We start from the raw sequence: 17866 nt of genomic DNA, 5'->3' as shown, positions 1-17866 counted from the left end.
ATTACCTCCCCGCCAAGATATGTTTGGCAATGACCGCCTTCTGAATCTCCGCCGTTCCTTCTTCGAATTTTTGCGCGCGCGCGTCGCGGTAGATCCGCTCGATCTCGTAGCCTTTGAAATAACCGATGCCGCCCCAGATCTGCTGGGCTTTGTCCGTGACGCGCTGCAGCATCTCCAGCGCGTACAGCTTCGCCATCGAAGCAGGCGGAGGCGTCAGCGCTCCATCGTCCTTAAGCCGTCCCGCGTGCATGACGAGCTGGCGCGCGGCTTCGATATCCGTGGCCATCTCGGCGATCCACGTCTGCACGACCTGGCGCTGGCTCAGCGGCTTGCCGAACGTCACCCGCTCGTTGCTGCGCATGACGGCCAGATCGAACGCGCGCTGCGCAAGGCCGACGCAGGTCATCCCGACGCACACGCGGCTCGGATCGAGAAACCCGTTCAGCGCGCTCGCGAGCCCTTGCCCGACGTCGCCCAGCAAATTCGCGGCGGGCACGCGGGCATCCTTCATCAGGATATGCGCATGGCCCGTGCCCGTAAGTCCCAGCGTCGGCGGCATGAGCTTGATCTCGACGCCCGGCGCGGTTCTCGGGACGAGCAGCGCCATCGTGCCCTCGTAACCTCGCGTGCCTTCCATCCGGCAGTAGAGCATCAGGTAATCCGCGGTATCGCCGAACGTGATCAGCCATTTCTCGCCGTTCAAGACGTATTCGTCGCCTTCCTTGCGCGCGGACGTCTCGATGTCGGCGCCGGAGCCCGCGTTCGGCTCCGTCAAGGTGAACGCGACGGTAAGCTCTCCCCGCACGAGCGGCTTCACGAATCGCTCGCGCTGCACCTCGTTGGCCAGGAAATCGATCGGCCGCCAGACGCCGTTGATGACGTGCACGACCATCCGGATCGAGCCGTGCGACTGCGAGAACAGCTCGAGCAGCTGCAAATATTGCGTGAACGACAAGCCCCGCCCGCCGTACTCGATCGGAGCGGCCAGCCTCAGGTAGCCGCGCTCGCGCAGCTCCTGCCAGACGTCGGGGCCGCATTCCCCGGATTCCTCGATACGCTCCGACAGCTCCCGGAGCCGGCCGTTCACGTAACGGTCCACTTCGTCTTTCAATCTCTGAAACTCGGTTTCTTCCATGGGCTCCTACCTCTCCAACGTTAATAAACTTTCAAAGCGGCAATTACGGATCGCGGGTCCAGGCGGGCGGCCGGACGCCGGACGGAAGAGATTCCGCCCGGCTTGTCCGGCGCCGGTCAATAGACCATCAGCTTGTCCGATATCATTTGCCGCAAAACGTATTTCTGGATCTTGCCCGTCGTCGTGCGGGGCATCTCGCGGATGACCTCCAGCCGCTCCGGCCAATAAATCTTCGTGACGCCCTGCGATTTCAAGAAAGAAGTGAGCTCGTCCAATTCGATGGCGGCATCTGGATTCTTGAGCGAGACGTAGACGCAGATCCGCTCGTTCAGCCGCTCGTCGGGCATGCCGACGACGGCGACGTCCCGCAGCGATTCCATCTGGTACAGCAGGTTCTCGACTTCCGCGACCGGCACCTTCATCCCGCCGCGGTTGATGATGTCCTTGACCCGCCCCGTCAAGCGCAGGTTGCCCTCGTCGTCGATCACCGCGAGGTCCCCGGTATTGAAATAACCGTCCTTGTCGACCGCCGCTTCGTACCATTCCGGATGGTCCAAATACCCCGTGAACATGGCCGGGGTCTTCACTTTGAACAGCCCTTCCCTGCCCGGCGGCAGCGTCCGGCCTTCCTCGTCGGTGATTTTCATGTCGCGTCCGGCGATGACCCGGCCGTCCGAATTCCAGGACGACTCCCCGTAGGCGTGCACGCTGCCGACGCTGATCATGCACGACTCGGTCGATCCCCATCCGCCGACGACCTTGCAGCTCAGCCGCTCCGACGCTTCCTGCGCCAGCTTGCGCGGCACCGGAGCGCCGGTGGCGACGAAGGCCCGCAGCCCTTTCGGCGGCTCGCTTTCGCGGGTCAGATCGGCCAGAAACGGCATCGCGGCCTGCACGAACGTGGCCCCGTGCCGCTCGACGGCAGATCGTGCCGTCTCGGTATTCCACACGGCCTGGCAGATTTGGACCGCCCCAAGGTACAAGGCCAGCGACATGCCGTAGAGAAACCCGGTCTGATGCGCCATCGGGGAAGGAATCCAGATTCTGTCGTCCTCCGTCAGCCCCATCGCTTCCACGTGCGCGGCAACGCCGTGGCCGAGCGTGCCGTGCGTATGCACGACGCCCTTCGGCTCGCCCGTCGTTCCCGAGGTGAACAGCAGCTGCGCGGCCGAAGACGGCCCCGGCCGCCGGCTTCCGATCCGCGCGCGGTCCGGCTCCCGCGCGGCAAGTCCGCCGAGGCTGCTCCTCAGGCTGGCCGGGCTGCCCGGCTTGATCGTGACGAGCGACTGCATCCCCGGCAGCTCGCCGAGGATGCCCGCGATCAGCTCCCCGTAGCGAAAGCCTTTGTGCTCCTCCGGAATGATCAGGATTTTGCTCTTGGACTTGCGCATGATGAACGGGATTTCCCGTTCGCGCAGCGCGGGCAGCATCGGGCAAGCGACCGCGCCGGCCTTCCAGACGGCCAGCGTGAGCGCGACGAACTCCCAGCCGTTCGGCAGCAGGTAGGCGACGTTCTCGCCTTCCTTCACGCCGAGATCGATCAGCCCCTGCGCGGCCCGATCGCTGATCTCGTTCAGCTGGCCGAAGGTGAGGACGACCGGGCGGTCGCCGTTCAGATCGATGACCGCGGTTTTCCCGTTATCCGCTTGGTCCAGCCGGTTCAGAAACAAAAAGTCGTTTTCGAGTGCGTTTTCCGAAATCATGCTCAATCACCAATCTCCTTTAATCAGCGGTTGTTAACCTCAACGAATCAATGCCGGCTCGCGGACGTACACCCCGAGCGCTTCCAGATGGCCGAAAAATTCGGGGTACGAGATCCGGTAGGCGTTCGGGTAGGTCATCTCGCTGACGCCCTCAGCCGCCCTGAGTCCCGCCAGCGTGAACGCCATTTGGACGCGGTGGTCGTTATACGTGGATATCCTGGCGCCCCGGAGCCGTTCCACCCCTTCGATGACCAGGTCGTCCCCGTCCTCCGCGATGGAGGCGTTCATCTTGTTCAGCTGCAGCATCGCCCGGACGCGGTTCGATTCCTTCATCCGGCCCGGCCCGATGTTGCGCAGCACGGTCCGGCCCCTGGAAAGCGCGGCCAGAACGGAGAGCACCGGGATCAAATCCGGGATATGCCGCATGTCGATATCCAGTCCGCTCGTCGGACGCGCGCCCGAGTGACGGATCCAAAGCCCATCCCGCGCCTTGTCGTACGACATGGGGATCCCGAAGTCCTCCATGATTTCCAGCACCTTGTTTTCCGGATGCGTTCCCGCCCCCGTGATGCCCTGCAGCACGATATCCGACTTATACATGGCGGACAACGCGAGCAGGAACGCCGACGACGACAGGTCCGGCTCGATCCGGATCTCCGCTGGGCGGTAAGTTTGGCGGGCGGGCACCCGCCATTTGGTCCCGCTCGGATCTTCCTCGATCTCGATGCCGAATTGCCGCATCATCTGGATCGTCAAGCCGACGTAGGTCAGCTCGTTATGAGGCGGGAGCGCCTCGATCGTCGTATCTTTCGCGGCGAACGGCGCGACGATGAGCAGGCCCGAGATCCACTGGCTGAGCGTGCCCGGAATTTGAACGAGCCCGCCTTGGGGTCTGCCGGGTTGAATCGTGACCGGCATTTTGTATTGGTTCGCCCGCCACTGGATGCCGAAGGAGCCCAGCGCTTCCAGCAGCGGGCCGATGGGTCTCTCCCGAAGCGCCTTGTGCCCGTCGTACGTGGGCGGCGTGCCTTGCGCCAAGCTTCCGAGCCCGAGCATGAACTGCAGCGTCGACCCCGAGCTTCCTACCCGGATTTTGCCGTTTCTCGGTTTATAGGGTCCGCCCCTGACCGCGTAACCGTCGTCCGTCTGCTTCACGGAGATGCCGAAGTCCTGCAAGGAGCGAAGCGTATCCTTGATGTGAAGCGCGCTCGACTTCCCGTGGATCAGCGTCTCCCCGTCGGCCAGCGATCCGAAAATCAGCGCGCGATGCAGATGGTACTTAGATGGAGGTACCCGCACCACGCCGCTCACCATGCCCCGGTGAGGAAAAACCATCGATTTAGTCAAGTGGCTCCACCTGCCCTCATCTTGTTTTACGGAACACTAATAGTTACGACCGTTCGCCGCCAAAAATGATTATTTTAGAAAAGTGATGCTATCATTCTGTCTACATTTGCGTCCGGTTAAACTTTTTCCGCGCAAAAAACAAGATTGCGAGCCCGCTCTTAACCGGCGAAGGCCGAACGAAAAACACCGTTCAAGATTGAACGGTGCGCGTTTGACGCGAGATGCGTCGTTATCCTTCATTGCTTGCGGCATCCGCGAACGAATGTCATGTTCGTCGCCTCGACAATGAACCTGCCATTTCTTCGATATAGCCGACGAATCTTCGGCTTGCCGGGGACAGGAACCGGTCCCTCTTGAGATGCAGGCCGACTTCCCATACCCAGCCTTCCTCTTGGATCGCAATCCACCGCAAGCCTTCCAGGTTCAAGCCGGCGGTTTGGGGCAAGACGGATACGCCGAGCCCCGCCGCGACGAATCCGGCTACCGTCTGCAGATCCTCCGCGTCGTAGGCGGACGCGAGCGAGAAGTTCATATGTTGGAAGCGGGTCATGAGCGAATCGCGCAAACCGCAGTTGGATTTCAAGCCCACGAACGGCTCCCCGATAATTTCCGTCAGGCTGATGGACGCCCTGTCCGCGAACCGATGATCGGAGGCAACCACGAGATAGAGCGGCAGCGACCGGATCGGCACCCAGTCGTACGCGTCGCCGACCGGCCTCTCCGAAGTGATCATCAAGTCCGCATAACCGTTCTCGAGCTGCTCCAGAATCGCACCCTTGTCTCCTTGGGTCAGCTCGAAGGAGATATTCGGATTGGCTGATCGATAATCGCGAACGAGGCGGGGAATCAGATCCACGCCCAGGATATTCAAATAAGCGAGATGGACGGTGCCCGAATCGGGATTGGCGCTCTCTTCGATTTCCTTGCGCCCACGCTCCACCTCCTGCAGGATCTTCTCGACATGTTTCGCGAACATGGTGCCGTAGCGGTTGATCTGCAGGCTTCTGCCTTTGCGTTCGAACAACGGGACGCCGAGCTCGGTTTCCAGTTTCGAGATGGAATGGCTCAGCGCAGGCTGCGTGATGGATAATGTCTCGGCCGCTTTCGTCAGATGCTCGGTTCGGGCGACCGCCAAGAAATACTCCAATTGCGTCAGTTCCATATTCGTCAGCTCCTATATGCATGCCGTGCATGATTATTCCCGTTATCATACATAGCATTCATGTGCAATGCAAGATCGCGGCGGGAGCCCGAACGACCGAAAAAAAAGAGGACCCGCAATCTACTGAAATAGAGGCATCATAGACCCGTATTTTGGTAAAGAGGTAGACCGCGCGCTCGAACGGGCGCGCTGTTTCCCGCCGGCCGAACGGCCGAATCCGAGTTTATGCCATGCCTTTCCATGCGCGGTATATTCATGCCATATCAGGGGATACTCCAAGTATCTATAACCATGAAGAGGATGAACCGCCATGCGCACGCTGGTCCAGGAGATTAGGAACACATTTTCCGGCGACGACGATTTTTTCGCGCTGGAAGAGACGTTTATGGATTCCCGGGTCGTCCTTGCCGGCTTCAATACGTTATTGGATATCGCGGCTACGAAACTCAGCTTGCAAGCTTATGTAGAAGCCGCCGTCCTATCCGGGACCGCGCTGGACGAGCTCAAAGCCCAACTGGGCGAAGTCTGCGATCGGCCCGATAGCGCGAAGGCTTGTTTGAGCCTGTTGTCGGGCAAGCTTCTCATCTGCTTCGAAGACGACGGCTCCTGCGTCGTCATGGAACCGACGCCCAAAGCGCTTAACCGCGCCATCGAGCCGCCGATCAACGAGAACGTATTCCAAGGCTCCTTGAATTCGTTCACGGAGGATATCCACGCCAATATCGGCATCGTTCGCAAGCAGCTGTTGACCGACAATTTAAGAGTCAGCTCCTATTATATCGGAACCGAGGAGACCACCAAGATCTCCCTCCTGTATTACGAGGGCCGCACGAACATGGAATTCATTCATAAGCTCGTTCGCCATATCCAAAAAAACCGGAGCAAACAAATCGAAAACCTGCAGCAGCTCTCGAAAAAAATAATGGGCTTCCCGTCCTGGGTCATGATTTCGAAATTCAGCCAAACGGAGCTTCCGCAAGAAGCCGCCAATTTCCTGCGAAAAGGCAGAGCGGTGCTGTTCATCGACCGGCTGCCGATCGCGCTCGTTGTCCCGAGCCTGCTTTGGGATGTCTTTTTCTTGGACAGCGACCGGAATCTTCCGCTGCCGCTCATGTTGTTTTTGCGCGCGCTGCGCTTGATCGGGGCATGGCTGACCGTGGTCCTCCCGGGTCTGTACGTCGCGCTCGTCTCCGTCAATCCCGAGGTACTCCGCATCGAGATGGCGATCTCCATCGCCCAAACCCGGGCAGGCATCCCCTATCCCGCGATCATCGAAATGATCCTCATGCTCTTCATCCTGGAGTTGATCATCGAGGCCAGCATCCGCTTGCCCAAAAATATCGGGCCGACGATCACCATGGTCGGCGGCATCATCCTGGGACAGGCCGTCGTGCAAGCCAAGCTGGTCAGCAATCTGCTGATCATCATTCTGGCGGCCACCACGATCTCGAACTCGACCATCGTAGGGCTGCAGCATTCGCTTTCCCTTCGCATCTCGAAATACGTCATCGTGATTATGGCCGCCATCTACGGGGTGCTCGGGATCTTGGAAGGACTGCTGCTGATTTGCGCCTATATCGCGAGTTTGAATACCTACGGGATTCCGTATATCGGCTTCTCGAACAAGAAGGATGACATCAAGCATGGATAAGTCCTGGCAGGTGACCTTGATCTATTTCATTACGCATCTCGGCCTGATCTTCTTTATGTATCCGGGAGATATTATCGCCAGCACGGAGGACGGGCATTGGATTCCGATCGTCCTGGGGTTTGCGGTGCATCTCGGCGCGATCGCCGTTTATCTGAAAGGGCTCGGCCGATTGGGGAATCGAGACATCGTCAGCATGTACCTGGGAATGGGAAAAGGCGTATCGTTCTTGTTCCTGTTACCGATCGCCGTTTATTTTCTATTGATCTGCGTCGTCTCGGTGCGGTGCTTGTCGGAGATCATGACGGTCGTCTTCCTGTCCAGCACCCCGCTCTGGGCGATCATGTTTTTATTCTTGTTCATCTCGTCCTATATCGCCTTCAAGGGCATTCAATCCATCTTCCGCACGGGCTTGCTGATCGGCTGCATCAATGTGCCGGTCATCTTGTTTTTCTTCTCCGCCTCCTTCCAGAACGTCGATTGGCGGTACGTTTATCCGTTGATCGGCAAGTCCTCGTTCCTGACCAACCCGAGCTATCTGGAAAGCTTCTTCGTGTTTGCGGGGGGATTTCTGTTTCTCGGCTTCACGCAGCCTTACGTTACCTACCGGAAACGGTATATCATCTTCGGCGCCCTCGCGCTCCTGCCGTTCTTTGTTTTCTCCGTCTACATCCCTATTCTGACCTTCGGCCAAGCTACCGCCTCCACGTTTAATTTTCCGTTCGTCGTGGCGCTCGATACCATTTCGATCACGTGGATCATGTTCGACCGCATCACGCTGTTCTTGTTGCTCAGCTTGATCTCCTTCATGATGCTCTATCTATCGATCGTGTTATGGTCCGCGATGCGGGTCGTGAACCAAAGCTTTCCGGCAATAAAACCGGCGTATATCCTGCTCGCGATCCCCCTCTTCGTATTTATCGTCTGCTTGTACATTCCCGACTGGAAAGACATTACGGAGCTCTATTGGTGGGGGACGTATTTGAGATTCTACATCTTGGTGGCCGTGCCGCTGTCGACCTGCTTCTTCGCGAGCCGGATGCACAAGAGGAAGGTCGGACTATGAATCGAACGATGAAGCGCGTCGCGGGCTTGTCGGCGGTCATCGGACTGTTAGGCGCTCTATGCGGATGCTGGGACAACCGGGACATCGATCACCGTTCACTGCCCGTCGTCATGGGAGTCGCCCAGCATGACGACCTCTACGAGGTGGTGCTGCAAATCCCGGAGCCGAGCCAGAAGGGAATCGACATTCGGATCATCAGCCAAACGGGCAAAACCATCAATCAAGCCGTCGACAAGATCAGCGAGCGAATGGAGACCAGCGTCGATCTGCTGCATCTCAAGGTGATTCTCGTCGAAACGGACTACGCGCAAAAAGGCCTGACGGACAGCATCTCCAGCTTCATGAGAGCGAGGGACATCTCTCCCAAAACGATCATCGCCATATGCGACGAGAAACTGGATCCTTTCTTCGATTACGTGGCAAGCTCCATGACGCCGAAGGGCACGACGCTGTACGATTGCTTCGAGAAAAACGCGGGATGGAATCCCCAGATGTCCTTGACGCGGATATGGGAAGTCTACCGAAGCATTCATTCGTATACCCGCGACGTCGCCATTCCGATCATCAAATCCGGACGCAGCGGAACGATCGATTATCTGGGATCGGCGCTCATCAAGAACGGCAAAATGGTGGACCGGATATCTCCGGAAGAAACGCTGATATTCAACTCTTTCAACGGTCAAAGCGCGCAAGGGAAAATCGAGGTCATGGATCACGCCAGCGTGCTTATCCTGCGAAGCTCCATGCGCCATCGCAGCAAGTTCGCCCATGACACGCCTCATCTGGACGTGCTCATCACGCTGAAGGTTTCGATCGTGGAAACGAAAGGGGCCGTTACGTCGAAGCTCGTGAAGAAGGAGGTCGAAGAAATCCTCTCGAAGCGGTTCGACGGCATGCTGCATAAAGTTCAAACCCAGCAATCCGACATCCTCGGACTAGGCCAATATTTCAGGAAAAGTATGCCCCGCGCGCAATTGCGCAACTGGAGAACCGAATATCTGCCGAAGCTGCAGGTCGATTTCAAGATCGATACGATTATCCAGAACGACGGAAATACGAAGCTTTCCTAGCCGTTGGACGAAGACACTTAAAAACCCGGCGCCTGCGGCGCCGGGTTCGAAACAGCTATTCGGAGGTTCGGTTACGCATTCAAGCGGTCTGCGATATGAGCGGAAATATGCGCCGCATCTTCTCCTACGCCATAGAGGATGGGAGACTTTGCTTTATGCAGCCATGCCAATCCAATGAAATACAAGCCCGGATAATTCGCAACTCCCCGATCATGCAGGGGATATCCGTCTCGATCGCAAACGGGCAGGTCGATCCACCCAAAATCCGGCGCATAGCCCGTCGCCCATATGATCGCCGTGATTTCCGCCGCGGCTAAATCCAGTTCCTCGATGATCGGAATGGCGGCGCGCTTCAATCGTTCGTCGTCTATCCTCGCATCGTCTTCGGGAACGATCAGGTTCGACTTCGAGATGTACTGGTCGACGCCGTTCATGAACGTTTCCGCGAATTCGTCTGCCCGTGCCAGATTATCCAAGAGATCGGGCCGCAGCTTCACGGTCTTCCCGTGCATGTCCCGCAGCCGTCCCAGCAAGGTGATGCCATCCAGCGCGAACCGGCGCAGGTGAATATCTTCGCCTTGGTTTCTTCCCGATACGTAGGGACTGCTGGCGAATTTCTCGGCTGGCGAACCCAACAGCCCGGCCGGCTGATCGTACATGCCGAGCTCCGAAGCCCACCGCATCGTATCCTTCCCCCGGTAGCGCCTCGGCTGCCTCCCGCTGCTGCCGACCGACAGATACACGTTTCTTCCCGATTCGTTCAGTTCCTTGGCGATATGACAACCGGACTGACCGGCGCCGATGACGAGCACGTTTCCCGGCCTTAATCCATGCGGATTCCGGTATTCGCTCGAATGAAGCTGCACGATGCTCTCGTCGATTCGAGCGCCGATCGCCGGTATTTTTTTCTTCTGAAACGCGCCGGTGGCCACGACGACGTTTTTCGCCAGAATCGTCGTTCCCGAGGCTTCCACCTCATAGGTGCGACCATCGGCATTCATGCGGATGGCCGTAACCGGAAGCGGTCTAATCTCCGGATGAAAACGCTCGGCATAACCTTCTAAATACGCCGTCACTTCATCGCGTGTCAAAAATCCGTCCGGATTGTCCCCCGGATAAGGATATCCGGGAAGCTGCAGCATCCAGTTCGGCGTCACCAAATGAAAGGAATCCCATTTCTTTCTCCACGAGGCCCCGATCCGTTCTTTCTCCAAGATCACGTGGTTACAGCCCCGCTCGGTTAAATAATAGCTTACGGCAAGTCCTGCTTGTCCCGCTCCTATAATGACGACATCCACCTGTTCCCGCATCTCGCGAACCTCCTGAGCAGATCGTGGTTCGATGCCGGTTAATCTCTGGCTGCCTCGAACAATTTATTGGCCAGATAAGCCGGCTGCGCATAGGCGGTCGTCATATGGTCGCCGTTGCCGGTAATCAGCCGGAACTGGCCCAGATGGCTGGATTGGGCAGGGTTAAAGCCGTACTTGTCGCCCTGCGGCGCTGCCGTATCGGACGTGAAGTACAGATAGCTTTTCGGAAGGTTCAGCGCGTAAAATTTCTTCAAATCCAGCTTCTCGAGCAGCGGCGCCGCCGGCTCCGGTTTTGCGCTTTGATAGATTTGCTTGGCCAGGCTGTCGCTGGCCGTATTGACAAACCCGTCGCGGAACAATGGATACGGCATCGGAATGGTATTGTTGCCGGAAGCTTTGATCAGCTGCGCAAAAGCATCCTGCAGCTCCGCGGGAAATTGGTCCGCCACGCTTTGCCCGTCGAGCGGCACGAAGGCGTCAAAGAAAACCAAACGGTGGATCCGATCCGGAATTCGTTCCGCGACCTTCTGGATGACCGAGCCGCCGAAGCTGTGCCCGACCAGCACGACGTCTTTCAGATTTTTGGACGTCATATAGTCGACGACGGACTGCACGATCTCCTCATGCGTGACGTCGGGCTTGTACAAGCTTCCATGGCCGGCATATTCGGGCGCGTAAGCGGCGTGGCCGTTTCTTTTCAATTCCGCGACGGTTTTGCTCCAGAAGCTTGCGTCGGTCCAGGAGCCGTGAACGAGCACGAACGTCATCGGCTGCTGCTTGGCGGCTTTGGCGGCCGCCTCGGCGATCGCGCCGGAGGTTGCGTAGGATACTCCGTTCTTGATCGCGGGCTTCAGGGCATTTTGACCGTCAATCTGCAGATACCCCGTAGCCGCGTCATAATAAAGCCGATCCGGACTGATTTGATAAACCGTATATAAAGTGGTCTTAACGGGTAACGTAGCGGCTGACGAGGAAGCGGCCGCTTGCGCGAGGTTTGCATTTCCCCATGGCGCGGCGGTAAACAAGATGGCAGCGGCCAATGCCGCGCCTGCCAGTTTCTTTTTGGAAGCTTTCATGCGGTTCGTACTCCTTGAATGGCTTTTTTTCATGATGCCGTTCTCCCTTCTTGTAACGAAGCGTTAGTTTGTTCGGCTTGCAGTTACGATACTAACAGGACGTGCGAAACCGAACCGTGACTTTATCACATAAACTTCTATCCATATGTAGGAGACCAACCGGCGAAGACAAAAAAAAGCAATCTTCTGCAAGAGAAGACTGCTTTTTGCTTTGCCGCACGGCCTATTCAAGATAACGGCACTCGCGAAACGAGGCGGCTTGTCCATGGTTATGGCCGTTCTCGTCGATCAGATTCCACACCGTCGCCTCCAGAATATAAAATCTCCGGCCCGTGCTGGATATCCGAATGCCCGTATAGTTGTCGACGAAGCCCTGTTCGCCGACGGTTTGCAGGAAGCGGCTCCGCTCCTCCCGTTCCATCGGCTCGGCCGTCAATCTCGACGGGGTGCGCGTGAACGCGCTCCAGTCCATTTCCCACTGCGCCTGGGCCGCGAGATTGCCGAAATTAAGCACCGGATCCGGCTCCAGCCCGTGGGATAGAACGACGAACGGGTTATGATACAAACGGTCGAATTCCTCGCCCGGCATCGGCTCCTCATCCAATAACTTCTTCCCCGTCAAGCGCTCGTAACTCGAGATGATGAGCCGGGCATGTTCGTTTGTCGCCCCGATTCCGGTTAGCTTCATGCTGTGTTGTTCCCCTCTCCATCCGAATGGACGTACATGACCTGATTGTAAACGGCGGCACGCCATGCAAGCAAATAACGAAATTACGATTATGGATCAATAAATTTATGAAAGGGATTCCGCGGGAAGTCGCCGTCGAGCACCCGGTCGTATCACCGAGTGCCCTGTTTGCTTCGGCGGCGTTTATCACTCCTTGCAAAAACGGGATAGATTAGCCATTTTTATAGGGCCGTCTCGCCTCGGATGCTATGAGTTTTGTTGCTCGCGCGCAGGCGGCGACTGGCCTCTTATCAGGCTGACGAGCAGCAGGATGATCGGCAAGCCTACGATGAAAATCGGGAAAACATAGATGATCCAAACGAATTTCGCAAAATCCAATATGCCGATAATATGCGCGGGTACCAAGGAAATCGCGAAAATGACGGCCGCGACGAATCCGATCATGATCCGCCAGTTCTTGATGCCAAGCAGCTGCGCCGTTCCATAGCTGTTGATGAACAAATAGATCGACAGCTTCACGAATACGCTGAATATCCAGATGAACATAATCCAGACGTCCATGTTTTGTATGAATTCCAAGTAATTGATAAACCTAACCATGCTGAAGTACGGAAAGATCAAGGTCGATCCGATATTCGTGCCGAAAGTCATGATGACCATGATCGCCGTCACGACGGCGATCATGGACGGAATGAAGATCGCCAGCAGCGCCGGCTTGAGCATCTTTCGCGAATCCGCGATAAACGGCGTTAACATCATGATCATCATGGATTCTCCCAGAAACGATGCATTCACCAGCGAACCCTTCATTATGGAGAGCGCACCGGAGTCTTGGTAGATGGGCAAAAGAAGGTCCGGGTGCAAATTCGAGATATTCAGCGCAAACGTTATCATAATGCCGACCAGAAGCAACGGTCCGGCCAATTCGCTGAAACGGGCGATCGCTTCGATGCCGCCGGCGAAATTGATGTACGCCATGGCGGCGACCATCAGGATCGCGATGACCCAAACCGGCGTATCGTGAAATAAAAATTGCTTAATAAACAAGGAGAAGATGCGCAATATATCCGCCGATACCGAGAACCATACCGCGATATACAGGGCGGCGATCAGCTTTCCGATCCACCTTCCGAGCAGCTTCTGCGCAAACTCCACCAGCGTAAGCGAAGCATGGCGTTGACTGACGCGAGTCAGGATCAGCGTCACGAACAATCCGATGACGCCCGCCACCGCGAGAGAGATCCAGGCATCCTGCCTAGCGATCTCGATCGAAGGCGAGACCGTCAGCCAAATGCTCATTGAAATCTCCAATGTCGTGAACATGCAAAACAACTGCCAGGGCGTAATTCTCATGTTCTGTCTCCGATCCCCGGGATACGCTTGCCGATCCCGCCCGAATTCTGTATTTTCAATTTGACGCTGACCGCTACCTCGACGGTGGGGAAGAGTCGATCCCATTTATTTCGAAGCCCTTTCCACTGGCGAGGATGTTCTCTGTGGAATTCTTCGCCGATTCCGAACACGTCCTGTCCATATTGAAGCTGTACCTTCTTGATCGTCGCTTCGACTTGCTTGGCTTTCATTTCGTTCAGCTTGCGCTCCAACGGTCTGCGCTCGGAGGAGGCGGAAAGATCGATATCCGTATTGTTTTCGAGCACTCTTCCGCTTCCTTCCAGCTTCACGAAGGCTTTTAGCCGATTACCGACGATTTCGGTACGAACGGATTTTTTCAAGTTGGATTCATAGAGCGAGATGGTGCCTTCTTCCGTTTCCTCCATGATGAATTGATTTTTCAGCACGCCCTTCACCCAGAACATCTCCAAGGATTCGCGTCCGCTTACTTCCCCGACCATCTGCAGGTCCCGATTGAAGATCGCCACGGATTTCACTTCGATGATTTCGTCTTTTTCTTTGCCGTTCTTTGGCGAGATCTCGACCATCGGCATGGAAGGACGAATGCCGTCGCGTCCGACATCGAGCAGCACATCGCGCAATGCCGTATCCCCCAATCGGCAAAATCGGTCTTGTTCGACGGCCACGATCGCCGAGAATTGATTGAACGGACTTTTGATGTCCAATATATCCCTGCCATCTCCGTTATTCACGACAAAGATGTCCGTACGCATCCGCGTATCGGTATTCCGCGTAAATTGATCCATGATATCGGTTATCCCTTTACGCGCCAGGCTTTCGCCGATGAAGATGGACCTGCGGTGTCCGAGAAAAATCCTGCGGGGCAGCTTGTCCTGCACTTGCTGCTCCAAATCCACGATGGACGAACCGGTCGCCGATATGACGATATTTGCCCGCTTCCCGCTTCCCCCGCCCTCGCCCGTCGTCTTGAAGCCGGCGGGAACCGCGATCTGCGCGCTTTTTTTAAGCTTGCCGTCTTCCGACAAATCCAGCCCGGTGCCGATCCAGAACGCGTAATCGTTAATTTCGTTCCTGTCCCAGCAACCGGATATGAACGCGAGCGCGGTCAACCAGCCGATGGCGTTTATTTTTTTCATGGTTTTTTTTGCTCCGATACGTATCGTTTATTCATTCGCACAAACGCATCCTTCCAGAAGCTCTTTCCGATCGGGGCGGTCGGCATCAAATACGGCATGCCGAACGACTTCAGCGCCACAAGATGGATCAGGATGAACATGACCCCGATCGCTACGCCGTACAGACCGAGGAAACCGCCGGCGACCAGCAGCGGAAACCGCAGCAGCCGAAACGGCAATGCCAGGCTGTAGCTCGGAAAAGCGAACGATGCGATGCCGGTGCCCGCCACGATCATTACGATGGGCGCCGAAATAAATCCGGCTTGAACGGCCGCTTCCCCGATGACCAGCGCGCCGACGATACTCACGGCCGACCCGATCGCTTTCGGCAAGCGAAGGCCGGCTTCCCGCAGCCCCTCGAACATCAACTCCATCAGCAGCGTTTCGATGACGGTCGGGAACGGAATCCCTTCTCTGGAGGCCGAGATGCTAAGCATCAGCGCGAGCGGAATCATCTGCGGGTGAAACGTCGTAAGCGCAACGTATACGGATGGAAGCAGGCAGGACAACACGGCAAGCAGCAGCCGCAATAATCGGACCGCCGAGACGTAGATGAAGCGCTCGTAATGGTCTTCCGCCGCCTGCAGCCCGGCCCAAAACGTCATCGGCAAGAGCAAGGCGTTCGGCGAGCCGTCGACGATAATGGCAACCCTGCCTGCCAATAAACTCGCGGATACCGTATCCGGACGCTCCGTATTTTGAATTTGCGGGAATAGAGACCAGCTTTTATCTTCGATGAATTCTTCGATATAACCGGAATCCAGCAGCTGATTCGTGCTGAATGCATCCAGCCTTCTTCTGACCTCCTGAAGCAGCTCCGGTTTGACCTTCTCCTCGATATATGCGACGACAAACTCCGTATTGGTCAGCTCGCCTGCTTGATGCTTGTCGAACTTTAAGGTCGGATGGCTGATTTTGCGACGAATCATGCTTAAGTTGGTTTTCAGGTCTTCGGTGAATCCTTCGCGCGGACCCCGAATGGCGGCTTCGTTCGAAGGCTCGGCGATGGCGCGTTGTTTGAACGCGGTCAATTCCGCCACGTAGGCGAAAGGCTTGCCGTCGATAAACACGGCCGTGCTGCCTTTCAAGACTTTGGCGACGACTTCCGATAGATAATGAACGCTTTCATACTGCGTCAGCCGCGTGAAGTCGCGACTGATCATGCATGCCGATATAATCTGTTCCAATTTCGCCGAATCCGTCAGCTCTTCCAGATAAACGAGCAAAATTTCAGCTTGATCCGGCAGCGTTAACGATCGAAACACAATGTCCGCGCAATTGCGGAGAATGCGCTGCAATGCATCGTGATTGATCGCGACGCTTTCGTCCAGGTCCATCGGAAATTTTTCCTCCATGACACGTACCGGCCCTTTCCGTAACCTCGATACACTTGCAGCGTGTTGGGTTTAGTCTTGGTAAAAGAAGAGAAGCACCGCAGCAGCGGTGCTTTGCTTGTCTTCCGAAGGCGGATCATTGGCCTGCCGCTATGAGTTCGCGATTATGTTCAACCGATAGACTTCGCGCGTATCCAACCACGCTTCCGCAGCTTGGCGATAAGCCCGGTAGTGGGAAGAAGCGACGTGCGCGTCAAGCGCGGCTTGATCCTGCCAGGTTTCATAAAACACGAATTGTTCCGGATGCTCCGCGTTTTCGTGCAGGACATAATCCAGGCAGCCCGCTTCGGCGCGCGAAGGTGCCCCGAGTTTCAGCAATTCGTCCCGAAGCAGCCGCTCGTTCCCTTTGCTGGCTTTAAGTACGGCGACGATGGTAATGGCAGACACTGCATGGCCCCCTCTTGAGATTGATGAACTTGGTCGGCACGCGAAACCGGCACGCTTTTCCTATTTTTTCCTCAATCGGGTTTAATAATCACGATGGCTACCGAATGGAGCCATATTTTTTTTTGATCCGCGATTCTGTCGATTCTGCAGCCCCGATGCATCCGATTCAAATCGACCCAATCCGTCTTCGATGTCCGTGCATAATTTAAACCTGATGCATGAAGACGCGGAAGGATGGGAAGAACATGAAACAAAACCGCAAACGGCGAGCGATGCCTGCGAGGAAAAGAACGAAGGATAAAATCCAGCAACCGCAAATCGTCGACTCGAACATCAACGAGCTCGCATGGCTGGACGAAGCGCGAGCCGGGAAACGCACCAAAACTCAAGCACGCAACCCGAGGTAGCGGCATACAAAAAGAAAAACCTGATAGCTCAGGCTTTCGCTCGAAGATTATGGGCGGATTGATACCGCCGGACATGAACCGACGTTCGTCCTGAACGTCGGTTTGTTTCTCGCCCCGCAGCCCTCGGAACGTCATTCATGGACGCGGCTTCTCGCTTCGGTCATGATTTTCGCCAAAATAACTTAACAATTAAACAGTTGACGTGCGACTTAAATTCATGTATCTTAAATTTAAGATTTAAAACATTAAGTTATTAAGCAATAGAGGAGAGAGATCACTATGAGCAAATCTTATTTGGAAGCTGTCAAAGCTAGACGCACCTTTTACGGACTGAGCAAGGAAGTCGTCGTACCCGCTGAGCAAATCAAGGAAATCGTAGGCGAAGCCGTTAATCATACCCCGTCCGCATTCAACTCGCAAAGCTCGCGCGTGGTCGTTCTTTTCGGAGAGCAATCGGATAAACTGTGGAACATTACGAAAGAAGCGCTTAGAAAAATCGTTCCCGCCGAAAATTTCGCGGCAACCGAAGAAAGAATCAACGGCTTTGCGAACGGCTACGGTACGATCTTGTTTTTTGAAGATCAATCCGTCGTGAAAGGCCTGCAAGAAAAATTCACGTCTTACGCCGACAATTTCCCGATCTGGTCGAACCAGTCCTCGGGCATGCTGCAGCACGTCATTTGGACGGCGCTTGTCGCGGAAGGTCTCGGCGCTTCCCTGCAGCACTATAATGAGCTTATCGAGGGCGAAGTCGCCCAAACGTGGCAACTTCCGGGCGAATGGAAGCTGATTGCGCAAATGCCGTTCGGCAAACCGACATTCGAACCGGGCGACAAAGAATTCATGCCGCTGTCGGATCGCGTGAAGTTCTTCTGAATGTTTGCAGCTTAAAAAGATCGTCGGCTTTTGAAAAATCCGTTTTAG

At 56.1% G+C, this 17866-nt stretch carries 15 protein-coding genes; 4 read left to right on the top strand and 11 right to left on the bottom strand.

The genetic code is table 11. The annotated features are described in order from the left end of the window. Position 1 precedes the first annotated feature (1 nt). The 4 genes from AC50YL_RS29120 to AC50YL_RS29105 form a co-directional block, all read right to left on the bottom strand. Entirely contained in the window at positions 2–1135 is a 1134-nt protein-coding gene (locus AC50YL_RS29120; RefSeq protein ID WP_494836593.1) for an acyl-CoA dehydrogenase family protein, read from the bottom strand. Positions 1136–1251: 116 nt separating this feature from the next. Then, on the bottom strand, positions 1252–2838 hold the full coding sequence (locus AC50YL_RS29115; RefSeq protein ID WP_494836740.1) for an AMP-binding protein: 1587 nt from the start codon (positions 2836–2838) through the stop codon (positions 1252–1254). A 39-nt stretch (positions 2839–2877) separates the two neighbouring features. After that, a complete protein-coding gene (aroA, locus tag AC50YL_RS29110) occupies positions 2878–4185 on the bottom strand; it encodes a 3-phosphoshikimate 1-carboxyvinyltransferase (RefSeq protein WP_494836592.1) in 1308 nt (435 codons plus the stop codon). Between the two features lie 265 nt (positions 4186–4450). Further along, complete coding sequence (locus AC50YL_RS29105; RefSeq protein ID WP_494836591.1) at positions 4451–5347, bottom strand: LysR family transcriptional regulator; 897 nt, start codon at positions 5345–5347, stop codon at positions 4451–4453. Positions 5348–5657: 310 nt separating this feature from the next. On the opposite strand from AC50YL_RS29105, the gene AC50YL_RS29100 reads away from it, so the two are divergent. From AC50YL_RS29100 to AC50YL_RS29090, 3 genes are read left to right on the top strand one after another with little or no spacing between them, the layout of a single operon-like run. After that, positions 5658–6998 carry a spore germination protein gene (locus tag AC50YL_RS29100; protein ID WP_494836590.1) on the top strand — a complete coding sequence of 447 codons (1341 nt, stop codon included), beginning with the start codon at positions 5658–5660 and terminating at the stop codon, positions 6996–6998. After that, positions 6991–8061: a GerAB/ArcD/ProY family transporter gene (locus AC50YL_RS29095; protein ID WP_494836589.1), complete on the top strand. Its 1071-nt coding sequence runs from the start codon at positions 6991–6993 to the stop codon at positions 8059–8061. Before AC50YL_RS29100 ends, AC50YL_RS29095 begins: the two co-directional genes overlap by 8 nt. Further along, positions 8058–9131, top strand: coding sequence for a Ger(x)C family spore germination protein (locus AC50YL_RS29090; RefSeq protein WP_494836588.1), 1074 nt, complete (start codon positions 8058–8060; stop codon positions 9129–9131). The genes AC50YL_RS29095 and AC50YL_RS29090 overlap by 4 nt, the downstream gene beginning before the upstream one ends. 71 nt (positions 9132–9202) lie before the next feature. Here the strand turns inward: AC50YL_RS29090 and AC50YL_RS29085 are convergent, their stop codons facing one another. From AC50YL_RS29085 to AC50YL_RS29055, 7 genes are all read right to left on the bottom strand, one after another. After that, positions 9203–10441: a flavin-containing monooxygenase gene (locus AC50YL_RS29085; RefSeq protein WP_494836587.1), complete on the bottom strand. Its 1239-nt coding sequence runs from the start codon at positions 10439–10441 to the stop codon at positions 9203–9205. A 38-nt stretch (positions 10442–10479) separates the two neighbouring features. After that, positions 10480–11517 carry an alpha/beta fold hydrolase gene (locus AC50YL_RS29080; RefSeq protein WP_494836586.1) on the bottom strand — a complete coding sequence of 346 codons (1038 nt, stop codon included), beginning with the start codon at positions 11515–11517 and terminating at the stop codon, positions 10480–10482. 223 nt (positions 11518–11740) lie between these two features. Beyond that, complete coding sequence (locus tag AC50YL_RS29075) at positions 11741–12205, bottom strand: MEKHLA domain-containing protein (RefSeq protein WP_494836585.1); 465 nt, start codon at positions 12203–12205, stop codon at positions 11741–11743. Between the two features lie 246 nt (positions 12206–12451). Next, positions 12452–13558, bottom strand: a complete 1107-nt coding sequence (locus tag AC50YL_RS29070) for a GerAB/ArcD/ProY family transporter (protein ID WP_494836584.1) — start codon at positions 13556–13558, stop codon at positions 12452–12454. Beyond that, a complete protein-coding gene (locus tag AC50YL_RS29065) occupies positions 13555–14715 on the bottom strand; it encodes a Ger(x)C family spore germination protein (protein WP_494836583.1) in 1161 nt (386 codons plus the stop codon). The genes AC50YL_RS29070 and AC50YL_RS29065 overlap by 4 nt, the downstream gene beginning before the upstream one ends. Continuing rightward, positions 14712–16091 (bottom strand): spore germination protein, encoded by a 1380-nt coding sequence (locus AC50YL_RS29060; RefSeq protein ID WP_494836582.1) that lies wholly within the window; start codon positions 16089–16091, stop codon positions 14712–14714. Before AC50YL_RS29060 ends, AC50YL_RS29065 begins: the two co-directional genes overlap by 4 nt. A 147-nt stretch (positions 16092–16238) precedes the next feature. Continuing rightward, positions 16239–16535: a putative quinol monooxygenase gene (locus AC50YL_RS29055; protein WP_494836581.1), complete on the bottom strand. Its 297-nt coding sequence runs from the start codon at positions 16533–16535 to the stop codon at positions 16239–16241. A gap of 686 nt (positions 16536–17221) precedes the next feature. On the opposite strand from AC50YL_RS29055, the gene AC50YL_RS29050 reads away from it, so the two are divergent. Next, complete coding sequence (locus tag AC50YL_RS29050; protein WP_494836580.1) at positions 17222–17818, top strand: nitroreductase family protein; 597 nt, start codon at positions 17222–17224, stop codon at positions 17816–17818. The last annotated feature ends 48 nt before the right edge of the window (positions 17819–17866 follow it).

This window comes from Paenibacillus sp. J22P277 (assembly GCF_059383675.1).
The sequence above is the reverse complement of the archived record's forward strand: the minus strand, read 5'-3'. Positions and strand labels throughout refer to the sequence as shown.